This is a genomic window from Neisseria sp. P0021.S006 (assembly GCF_051956895.1).
The window spans coordinates 1-10,168 of the sequence record NZ_JBQCWZ010000054.1 but is presented as its reverse complement, the minus strand read 5'-3'; the positions used below and the strand labels follow the sequence as shown (position 1 = coordinate 10,168).

Genomic DNA, 10,168 nt, shown 5'->3' with positions numbered 1-10,168 from the left:
TGACCGCCGAATTTCTTGCCGACAGTTTGGGTGCGCAAATCCGTCGTTTTGATAAGGGTGGCGAGAGTTTCTACAATCAGATTTCCGCGCTGCACAAATCCGTGCGCGGTTCGCATCCTAACGCGGCCTTGTATTGGTTCTGCCGTATGCTCGACGGCGGTACCGACCCGCGCTATCTTGCCCGCCGCATTGTCCGCATGGCATGGGAAGACATCGGCTTGGCCGATCCGCGTGCCTTAACGATTGCCAATGATGCCGCCGCTACTTATGAGCGCTTAGGCTCGCCCGAAGGGGAGCTCGCACTGGCGCAAGCCGTGTTGTATCTCGCCGCCGCCGCGAAATCCAACGCGGGCTACAAGGCATACAACCAAATGCGCCGTTTCGTCAAAGAAAATGCCAGCGACGAAGTGCCTGTCCATCTGCGCAATGCGCCGACCAAACTGATGAAAGAATTGGGTTATGGACGCGAATACCGCTATGCCCATGACGAACCTAATGCCTACGCCGCTGGCGAAAGCTATATGCCCGACGGCTTGGATGAACCCGATTTCTATCAACCTGTCCCTCGTGGATTGGAAATCAAAATTGGCGAAAAGCTGAAATGGTTGAAATCCTTGGATGAAGATGCACTGGATGATTAAAACAATAAATGTACATAATACAAATCTAAGATCAAATTGAATTTTTCAGACGGCCTTTGCTGTTTGAATATTTTTAACCTATACCATACACACACACTTTTTCATGAATATTTTTAACCTATACCATACACACACACTTTTTCATGAATATTTTTGAAGCCTTACTATTATTGTGCCTGCTGATTGTCATTAGCGCGTTTGTATCCTGTTCCGAACTTGCGCTGGCTTCGGCACGCAAAATCAAATTGCAGGTCATGGCGAAAGACGGCGGCGATACGCGTGCGCTTGACGTAATCAATATGCAGCAGCAGCCGGGCAGTTTTATTACCGTTGTCCAAATCGGTTTGAACGCCGTCGCCATTCTTGCCGGTATTGTCGGCGAGGCAGCAATACGTCCGTATTTTGGCAAACTATTGGAGAACGCAGGTAGTTGGGGCAGCACAGTTGCCTCTTTGCTGACATTCTCGCTGGTTACAGGCAGCTTTATTTTAATTGCCGACCTGATGCCCAAGCGTATGGCAATGACCCATCCCGAAGCGGTGGCGGTACGCATTGTGCGTCCGATGATGTTTTTGATTTTTATCTTAAAGCCGTTTATTTTGATTTTTGACGGATTGGCAAACGCAATATTCAAGCTCTTCAAAATTTCCACCGTCCGTCAGGAACAACTGACTTCGGAAGACATTTACGCCGTCGTCGATGCCGGTGCGCAGGCTGGTGTGTTGAAAGAACAAGAACACTATCTGATTGAAAACATTTTCGATATGCAAGAGCGCAAGGTAACTTCCACCATGAGCACGCGCGAATACATTGTCTATTTTGATAAAAACGACAACAGCGATACCGTGTTGGAAATGATGTCGGACAAACCGCACAACAAATTCCTTGTGTGCGACGGCGATTTGGAACGCGTTATCGGCTATATCGAATCGCATACGTTGCTGACCTTATTTTTAAGAGAAAAAGATGTCCGGCTGACCGACAAGCGCGTGTTGCGTAAAGCCTTGTTTATCCCCGATACGCTGTCGCTTTACGATGTCTTGGAAACCTTCAAGACTTCTGGCGAAGACTTTGCCGTCGTAGTGAACGAATACGCGCTGGTGGTTGGCGTGGTAACGCTGAAAGATGTGATGAGCATTGTGATGGGCGAGCTGGTCAATACCGAAGAAGAGCCGCAAATCATCCGCCGTACCGAAGACACATGGTTGGTGGACGGCGCGACCCCGCTCGCCGATGTCATGCGTGCGTTGGATATCGAAGAGTTTCCCGATTCGGAAAACTACGAAACCATCGCCGGCTTTATGATGTATTCCCTGCGCAAAATCCCGAAACGTACAGATTTTCTGGTTTATGCCGGTTATAAGTTTGAAATTATCGATACTGAAAATTTGAAAATCGACCAGCTTTTGGTTTCCAAACAAGGAAATATGGTGGGAAAAATGTAACGGGTTGCTGGGAACACTTGAAAAGAAAATTAAAAAATGAATAAAAAGGAAAAAATATTATGACGACAACTGAACCTCAAAAATACGCCCGCAGCCTGCACGCGCCCATCAGCCTCGGCACGACTTCAGACGACCGCTTTATGCCGCGCGGCTTTCTTTCATATTTTGCCTCGCTGCCGAAATTGGTTTTAACCGAAAAATTAGATGGGCAAAACAACTGCTTTGCCGCGCACGGCCTCTATGCCCGTAGTCATGCTGCACCTACCCAGCATCCGTGGGATAAACCTTTGCTGCAACGATGGCAGCAAATCAAAGATGATTTGGGCGATCTCGAACTTTTTGGCGAGAATATGTACGGCATTCATTCGATTGCCTATTCTCAACTGGAAAGCTATTTTTATCTATTCGCCGTCCGCCGTGGCGGACATTGGCTTTCATGGGAAGAGGTTAAATTTTATGCGCAGCTGTTTGATTTTCCGACTGTGCCAGAAATCCCAATTGTCCAGCCGCTTGCAGATTCCACTCAAAAATACGCCAATGAAGATATTGCTTTAGCGCAATGGCTTGCCGCTAATTTGGGAGAGCCGTGGACAGACAGCGTACAAACTGCCGGTAAGCTTGGCGGCTACGATCCGAAAACAGGAGCGGCATGCAGTGAAGGTTTCGTTATCCGGAACGCCGCTGATTTTGCCACCAACAACGGCAACCTGCCTGTTCAATTCAATGAATTTGATAATCTTTTCAAATTGGTGCGAGCCAAACACGTTAAAACCGACGTTCATTGGACGAAAACTTGGAAGCCTGCCCGTCTTATCGATTACGACAAATATCATTGGCAAAGCTGGCAGTTTCAGACGGCCTGAAGTCCAATTATCCAATAATAAGAAAGACAATTATGTGGACATTCCCAGATTACATACCCGGTCAACTTCCTGATTGGCAAGCCTTAGAACGTCGTTTCAGCTGGTTTGCCGATATGAAGGATGTTCTGCAAGACCCTGAGTGGCATGCTGAAGGCGATGTATTTACGCATACCAAAATGGTGTGCGAAGCCCTTTTACAACTGCCCGAGTTTCAAGCGCTTGATGAACAGGAGCAACATATTCTGTTTGCTGCCGCCATACTGCATGATGTGGAAAAACGCAGTACGACCAAGCGTGAAATAGAAAACGGTAAAGAGCGTATCGTTTCGCCGCATCACGCAAAAAAAGGCGAGCATACTGCCCGTACTTTACTGTATACCGAATTTGCCGCTCCATTTGCCGTAAGAGAAGCAATCGCCAAACTTGTGCGCTTGCACGGATTGCCTTTATGGGCAATTAACAAGCCTAATCCTGATCGAGCTGTCATAGCGGCCAGTTTGCAGGTTAACACTGCACATCTTGCCATGCTGGCTAAAGCCGATGTCCTGGGTCGTATATGTTGCGACCAACAGGATATTTTGCTGCGCGTTGATTTGTTTCGTGAACTCTGTGAAGAAAATGCTTGTTGGGGTAAGGCACGTACGTTCGCCAGCGATTACGGACGCTATCTCTATCTTAACGGCCGTAGCGAAATGCCGGATTATCAGCCATTTGATGATCAGACCTTTGAGGTGTACGCCATGTGCGCCATAGCAGGTAGCGGCAAAGACAGCTACATCAGGCAACATCTTGCCCATTTACCTATGCTGTCGCTCGATGAGATTCGCCGTGAGCGTAAACTCAATCCCGCAGATTCCAAACATACCGCCGAAGCAGTGCGTTTGGGTAAAGAGCAGGCAAAAGAATACCTGCGAGCCCGTACGTCATTTGTCTTCAATGCGACCAATCTCAACCGCGACTTGCGCAGTAAATGGCTGCCGATGTTTGCCGATTACGGCGCACGTGTGCATCTCATTTATTTGGAAGTGCCTTACACGCAATTACTATCGCAAAACCGTAACCGCGAACATTCTGTTCCGAATGATGTGTTGCACCGCATGATAGAAAAGCTGGAAATCCCTGATTACAGTGAAGCGCATACGGTAGATTTTGTGGTCTCTTCTTAAAAAGTAAAGGGTTTTTGTAAGTAGGCCGTCTGAAACAATCTAATGTTTCAGACGGCCTTTTTATGAAATTAAAATTACTAGAGCTAAGGGGAAGGTCTTTATTCGCAATTTAAGCCTTTTGTTTTTTCAGCGAATGTATCCATGGCAATTTGGCACATGCGTTCACGTTGGCCTACGTCGGCAGCAGGCAGGATTTGGCGCAGGTATTTTGTGTTGTCACGTTGGAACGATGCTTTATCGCCTGCTTTTTGGTAACACGCATCCGCACGGGTAAAGTATTGCTGGCAGATTTTCGGCAATTCTTCAAAGGACAAGGGTTTGCTTTTGTGCATGCCGTGTGCGGAGACGGAGAGGGAGGAAAGGGCGCACAGCGCGATGATTAAGGTTTGGGAAATGGTTTTCATGGTAAGCCTATTTATTGAAGTGGTGTTTAAATCAATTGTTCGCCCCAATGCAGCTTTTGGCGCAGGGTTTTGAAGTATTGGTAATCGGTGGGATGGAGGACGCGCAAGGGATTGTGATAGCGGCGAATGATGATGCGGTCGAAGTTTTGCACGTCGATATGGGATTGTCCGTCAAAATGTGCGCGTGCGTCGCCGCTTTTGGTAATGAGGATTTCGATTACGCTGGTGTCGGAGATGGCAATCGGGCGGTTGGTCATGGATTGCGGACAGATAGGCACAAGCGTGAAGGCGTGCAGACCGGCTTGCATGATGGGGCCGCCGGCGGCAAGTGCATAAGCGGTCGAACCTGTCGGCGTGGAAATAATCAGGCCGTCCGAACGTTGGGTATAGACAAATTCTTGATTGATAAATACTTCAAATTCAATCATTTGGCCTGCACCGCCACGAGACAGTACGGTGTCGTTGAGGGCTAGGGCGCGTTCGATGGTTTCGCCGTCACGAATGATACTGGCTTCAATGAGGATGCGCTCTTCGGGCAGATATTTGCCTTCCAGTACGGGGCGGATACCCTCAACCATGGTGTCGCGTGAGATTTGGGTGAGAAAGCCTAAGTGGCCTTGATTGATGCCGATGATAGGAACGGCGCGCGGAGCAACTTCGCGGGCAGCGGAGAGGAAGGTACCGTCGCCGCCGAGCACAATGACGAGGTCGCAATATTTGCCCAGTTGGGCTTTGTTTACGGTTTCGCAGTAGGCGGAATCTTGGATATAGACGCAGTGTTCTTCTACGCTCAATTCATCCAGATAGATGGTGAAGCCGTTTTCGCGCAGAAAAGAAACCAATGTGTGGACGGTATCTTGAATTTCGGGCGTATTGGGACGTGTAACGATACCGATGTTTTTAAATGGGCTTTTCATGATAGTAGGCCGTCTGAAATTAAGTGTCTAATCTATCCAGATATCGCGCTCGAGGCGATCGAGGCGTTCGTTTAGGCGGGCAACGTCGTCACGCAGTTTGTCCACTTCTTCCAACCATGCGGCAAGCGTGGCTTGGTCGATAACAGGGGATTCGGGTTCGCGTGAAAAGTCGCTGATTTGCTCGGCAATGCTTTTGCCGATTTTTTTCATGGTGCGGCCGATGTCGCCGGCGCGCGAGCTGATACTTTCTGCGGCCACATGACCGAATACACGCGCCAAATCTTCGCTCGGATAATAGCGCAGTCCACCCAAAATAGGAAGGACGGACATGCCCAAGACCAAGTCGCCTTCGAGGCTGATGTCGCCCACGCCGGGCTGGCCGCCTTGGAGGATTTTTTGGATGGCGCTGTTGTGGAATGTGATGTTGGTGTCGGCGGTTTCATTTGCGGTTTCAAGAAAACCTTGTTCGCTGATGCGTCCGGTCAGTCTGAAACCGGTCAGGCTGATGCAGATGATGCTGCCTGCAAATTCAGACAGCTCGCGCTGTTGCTCTGGATTTTGCTGTATCAGGTGGTTGATAAGGGGAAATAGGGCGGACATGGTTTACTCTAAATGCCGTCTGAAACGGATTAATGGGTTGAGTCGCAATTTTACAGGCTTAGCCCGTCTGCGCAAACGGTATTTACAATTTTGCCGTTGCTTTTGTCATCAACGATGAAATCAGGAGCCGGTAGCCCGAGTTTGGCCGCTTCGGCAGTATAAAATTCGGCCCGGCTTGGGTGGCGGGGTTCGACAATATTGCGGATACGCTTGCCGTCAGCTTGGCAGGCCGTTTGAAAAAGGACTTGGACGGCAAGATCCTTATGAAGAATATTGACGGGTTGATTGCCGCCTTGAATGCGTGTTTTCTGAACCAGCTTGGTAACGGGATGACGGTCGGCAGAGTAAAGCCCGCCCAGTCGCAGTATATCGATATGGGGGACGGCGCTTTCAAGCAGGGCTTGCTCGACTACGAGGATTTGACGGGCAGATTCGGTTTGCGGATCGGGCGGCGTGCTTTCATCGCATATGCGTGCTTGGTCGCCATACACGCTGGTGCTGCTGGTAAAGATGATGTGTTGTACCTTAGATTGCTCGGCAAGTTGAATCCATTTTTTTAAGGTATCGGCGTAATGGTTTAATGATGAAGGCGGAAGCAGGCAAAACCATGTCGGCTTGTTGATATGGTTTTGCCATAAGGTCGAACTGTGAAAAATATCGTTTTGGTTTAAATCGATAATGTCGAGTTCAATTGGCAGATTGATGTCGTCGGAGGTCAGGTTGCGTTTGACGGCGGCTACCTGACTGCCTTGCTCATAAAATTTTTGTGCCAGCGGCAGGCCGAGATAGCCTAAGCCGAGAATGGAAATATCGGGAAGGTGCATAAATAAAGCATCCGAAAATTAACAGGCCGTCTGAAAATAGCTTTAACTTGGTTAAAGCCACGTTTTCAGACGGCCTTTGTATGGAAAAATTAATGGTTGCTGCCGATTTTTTGGTCGAATTCGGCACGGTGTTCCGGCAGGAGGTAGGGGCGTAACAGGCTGAGTGTGCGGCTGATGCCCCGTACTTTGGAATCCTCGGTCAACTTGGCTCGACCGCGCAGGGAGCTGTCGAAGTCGAACCAGTATTTCGTCACCATCCACATATTGACGGCAAGGTCGTTCATGGCGGTTTGGTCTGCGCTGATGATGTTCAGACCGTTGAGCTGGGTCAGCAGGTTGACCAACAGCGGGGACACTTTGGCTTGGGTAAAGGTATTGTGCTCGCCCAATAATTCGGCACTGCGGGCAAGCAGGGTATTCACATCGCTGAAAAGGAAACGGTATTCCCACATCACATCATAAATACCGGCCATGTAGTTGATGGAGTCTTCCACATTAGACGGCAATACGGCTTCGTTAAGGTAGACAAGCAGGGCTTCGCTGTAACGCTTGAACAATTGGACAATAATTTCGTCTTTGTTGCGGAAATGGTAGTAGAGGTTGCCCGGGCTGATGCCTAAGTGGGCGGCAATATGGTTGGTGCTAATATTGCGCTCGCCTTCTTCGTTGAACAAGGCGAGGCTGGCATTGATGATTCGTGTGTAAGTGTTGACTTTAGCAATGCGCGGCATGGAATACACTCCTTTGTTTTATAGGCTGTATGAAGTCGGCAGCCAGTTGGGTTCTGCGTGTAATTCTACCTGAAATTGAGTAAATACTGTATTACAAACATATTGTGCCAGCTGGTGGACATCTTGAGCGGACGCATTGTTTTTATTCACCAAAACCAAAGCCTGTCTGTCATGCACAGCCGCCCCGCCGATCTGATGGCCTTTCAGACGGCATTGGTCAATCAGCCAGCCGGCCGCGAGTTTGACCGAACCGTCAGGCTGCGGATAGCGTGGCATATTGGGGTATTGTTGCAACAAATCGGCAGCTTTTTCAGCGCTGACAACAGGGTTTTTAAAGAAACTTCCGACATTACCAAGCACGTTAGGATTAGGCAGTTTACTGTTGCGGATTGCACACACTGCATCGGAAACATCTTTAGCCGTTGCCTCGCGGTCTTGGCTTAGTTCGGCAACCGCTGCCGCCAAATCGCCATAGCCCAAGTTCGGCACAAAATGCTCTTTTAACGCGAATACAACCGAAACAATCACATAACGGCCTTTGCCTTCCTGTTTGAATAGGCTTTCACGATAGGCAAAGTCACAGTCGGCATTGGAAAGCTCGACAAAGGTTTCCGTATCCAAATCAAAGCAGCGTACGCTATGGATAACATCTTTCGCTTCAACACCATATGCACCGATATTTTGTACCGGAGACGCGCCGACCGTGCCCGGAATCAGACTGAGGTTTTCCAGCCCGCTTAAACCCAGCCCAACCGTGTGCAAAACAAAATCATGCCAAATTTCCCCAGCCTGAGCCTCGATATAAACCAGGCCGTCTGAACGCTCAATTTCGCGTATTCCCTTGTTTTCCATATGCACAACCAGACCGGCATAGTCCTCCATCAAAAGGATATTGCTGCCGCCGCCGAGCCATAAAACAGTATTTCGGTTGAACTCGGGCAGCCGGACGATGTCGCGCAACTCGTCGGCGTGTTTGAGTGCGATAAAGGCTTGGGCTTGGGCGCGAAGGCCGAAAGTGTTGTAGGGGGTGAGGTCGGTTTGGTATTGGATGGGTTGCATGATGATTTGTGATTTTGTGGATTCAGGTCGTCTGAAAACTTACTATTTAACAATTACGATAGGTAATGGGGTTTTGGGGCGCTTTATAGTTTTCTTGGGAAGAATAGGTCAGCTTGTCCACGATTTCTTGATAAATATTGGACTCTTTTGGTAACGGCTTGCCTTCAAACATCCAACGACCTTGAATAATATCGTCGGCAGAAATCCATCTTTCAATTTCATATACTGCCAATGTCCAGCCGCGATAGACTGCAACTGCATATTTTGCTTTTTCACGCCTACTTCCGATTTTCCAATATTTCCGTGTGCGCTCATAAATTTCCTTATGCCTATCGGCTTCAGGAATATTCCCTGATCTGATGTCTTTTTTCAGTTTCTCGTATTCGTTATTAATCGTAATTAAAACAATAGGTTTATCAGTTTTCAATTCTTGCGCATCATATTTTCGTTTTAATTCGGACAAGCTCATCAATCCTACTTCAGAAGAATGCGTGCCGCCTTGAATATTAGTCAGCGGCTGCTGGCTCGGCTTGACTAGGGAGAGTAGGTCTATTGCCATTGCTTCATATTCAAAAGCCTGTTTGTCTGTTTGGATGTTGTGCCGCAGAATGTAATACACGGGCTGGTTTCCGCTTTTATGTATTTCCCTAATCAAAGCAATTTTATCACTTGGCGTTTCTGTTTCTTGTAATGAACCTAGGGCATGATGGAAAACGCGATTGCCCACGCCTTTACCTACATAGAAAATATTGCCATCTCTAGGGTCAATCAAGCAATAAATATAGTAAGCAAGTTTTTCTATAATGGAAGTTGAAAACATTTTTTTCCTTAAGAGTGAATAAGCCGTAAATGAAATATCAATGGAGGTCGTCTGAAAGAAATTTCAGACGGCCTTATGTGATTTGACCATCTCTTTACTGCAAAGCTCCAAGCACCATACCAATGCAATGGCGGCAATCGTCAGCGAAACGGTCAGCGCGGTCCAGAAGCCGTAAATGCCCATATCGGCATGATAGGCAAGCAGGTAGCCGGGCAACAGGCCGCAGCCCCAGAAAGCCACGGCATGGATGAACATCGGCATTTTGGTCACTTTATAGCCGCGCAGCGCATATGAAGCGATACATTGGGTGGCATCTGCCAGTTGGAATAGGGAAGCGAAAAATAAAACGGTTGCGGCAATGCCTAATACTGCCGCATCGTTGGTGTACATACCTGCCAACTGAAAGCGAAAGACAACCAAGAGCAGCGCGGTGCAGGTGGCAAGTAGCCAGCCCAACACCAGCGAAACGCCTGAAATATAACGCGCCCGCAAAAAATCGCGCCGCCCGAGCGAAAAGCCAACGCGTACCGTGCTTGCCGAGCCGACACTTTGCGGAACCATATACAAAATACCCGACAGGCTGATGACGACTTGTTGCGCGGCGACATAATCTTCGCCGAATGGCGCCACCAAAAAGACGATAAACGAAAACGCGCTGGCTTCTAGAAAATAAGACAAGCCGATGGGTGCGCCGATTT

The 10,168-nt window shown here is 48.5% G+C and carries 11 protein-coding genes and 1 pseudogene; 4 read left to right on the top strand and 8 right to left on the bottom strand.

Going from position 1 to position 10,168, the window contains the following annotated elements:
* The 4 genes and pseudogenes from ACTHUM_RS09895 to ACTHUM_RS09880 all read left to right on the top strand — a co-directional run.
* Positions 1-641: pseudogene (locus ACTHUM_RS09895) on the top strand (replication-associated recombination protein A); the annotation flags it as partial.
* A 143-nt stretch (positions 642-784) separates the two neighbouring features.
* Positions 785-2,086 (top strand): hemolysin family protein, encoded by a 1,302-nt coding sequence (locus ACTHUM_RS09890; protein WP_049336803.1) that lies wholly within the window; start codon positions 785-787, stop codon positions 2,084-2,086.
* Positions 2,087-2,145: 59 nt separating this feature from the next.
* Positions 2,146-2,949: an RNA ligase family protein gene (locus tag ACTHUM_RS09885; protein ID WP_004519970.1), complete on the top strand. Its 804-nt coding sequence runs from the start codon at positions 2,146-2,148 to the stop codon at positions 2,947-2,949.
* A gap of 32 nt (positions 2,950-2,981) precedes the next feature.
* Positions 2,982-4,115 carry an AAA family ATPase gene (locus tag ACTHUM_RS09880; RefSeq protein WP_004519969.1) on the top strand — a complete coding sequence of 378 codons (1,134 nt, stop codon included), beginning with the start codon at positions 2,982-2,984 and terminating at the stop codon, positions 4,113-4,115.
* A 98-nt stretch (positions 4,116-4,213) separates the two neighbouring features.
* Here the strand turns inward: ACTHUM_RS09880 and ACTHUM_RS09875 are convergent, their stop codons facing one another.
* The 8 genes from ACTHUM_RS09875 to ACTHUM_RS09840 form a co-directional block, all read right to left on the bottom strand.
* Positions 4,214-4,519 carry a hypothetical protein gene (locus ACTHUM_RS09875; protein ID WP_003746349.1) on the bottom strand — a complete coding sequence of 102 codons (306 nt, stop codon included), beginning with the start codon at positions 4,517-4,519 and terminating at the stop codon, positions 4,214-4,216.
* A 26-nt stretch (positions 4,520-4,545) separates the two neighbouring features.
* A complete protein-coding gene (locus ACTHUM_RS09870) occupies positions 4,546-5,436 on the bottom strand; it encodes an NAD(+) kinase (RefSeq protein WP_036491160.1) in 891 nt (296 codons plus the stop codon).
* Between the two features lie 27 nt (positions 5,437-5,463).
* Positions 5,464-6,036 carry a ubiquinone biosynthesis accessory factor UbiJ gene (locus tag ACTHUM_RS09865; RefSeq protein WP_004519967.1) on the bottom strand — a complete coding sequence of 191 codons (573 nt, stop codon included), beginning with the start codon at positions 6,034-6,036 and terminating at the stop codon, positions 5,464-5,466.
* A gap of 50 nt (positions 6,037-6,086) precedes the next feature.
* The gene (locus ACTHUM_RS09860; RefSeq protein WP_004519966.1) at positions 6,087-6,860 is read right to left on the bottom strand and encodes a hypothetical protein; all 774 of its coding nucleotides are present in this window, start codon (positions 6,858-6,860) and stop codon (positions 6,087-6,089) included.
* An 89-nt stretch (positions 6,861-6,949) separates the two neighbouring features.
* Positions 6,950-7,591, bottom strand: a complete 642-nt coding sequence (locus tag ACTHUM_RS09855; RefSeq protein WP_004519965.1) for a TetR/AcrR family transcriptional regulator — start codon at positions 7,589-7,591, stop codon at positions 6,950-6,952.
* Positions 7,592-7,609: 18 nt separating this feature from the next.
* Positions 7,610-8,650: a UDP-N-acetylmuramate dehydrogenase gene (gene murB / locus ACTHUM_RS09850; RefSeq protein WP_004519964.1), complete on the bottom strand. Its 1,041-nt coding sequence runs from the start codon at positions 8,648-8,650 to the stop codon at positions 7,610-7,612.
* A gap of 46 nt (positions 8,651-8,696) precedes the next feature.
* Positions 8,697-9,470, bottom strand: a complete 774-nt coding sequence (locus tag ACTHUM_RS09845; RefSeq protein ID WP_004519963.1) for an LEM-3-like GIY-YIG domain-containing protein — start codon at positions 9,468-9,470, stop codon at positions 8,697-8,699.
* Positions 9,471-9,533: 63 nt separating this feature from the next.
* Positions 9,534-10,168 (bottom strand): MATE family efflux transporter (locus tag ACTHUM_RS09840; protein ID WP_440402840.1); only part of this gene is annotated, 635 nt, incomplete at its 5' end.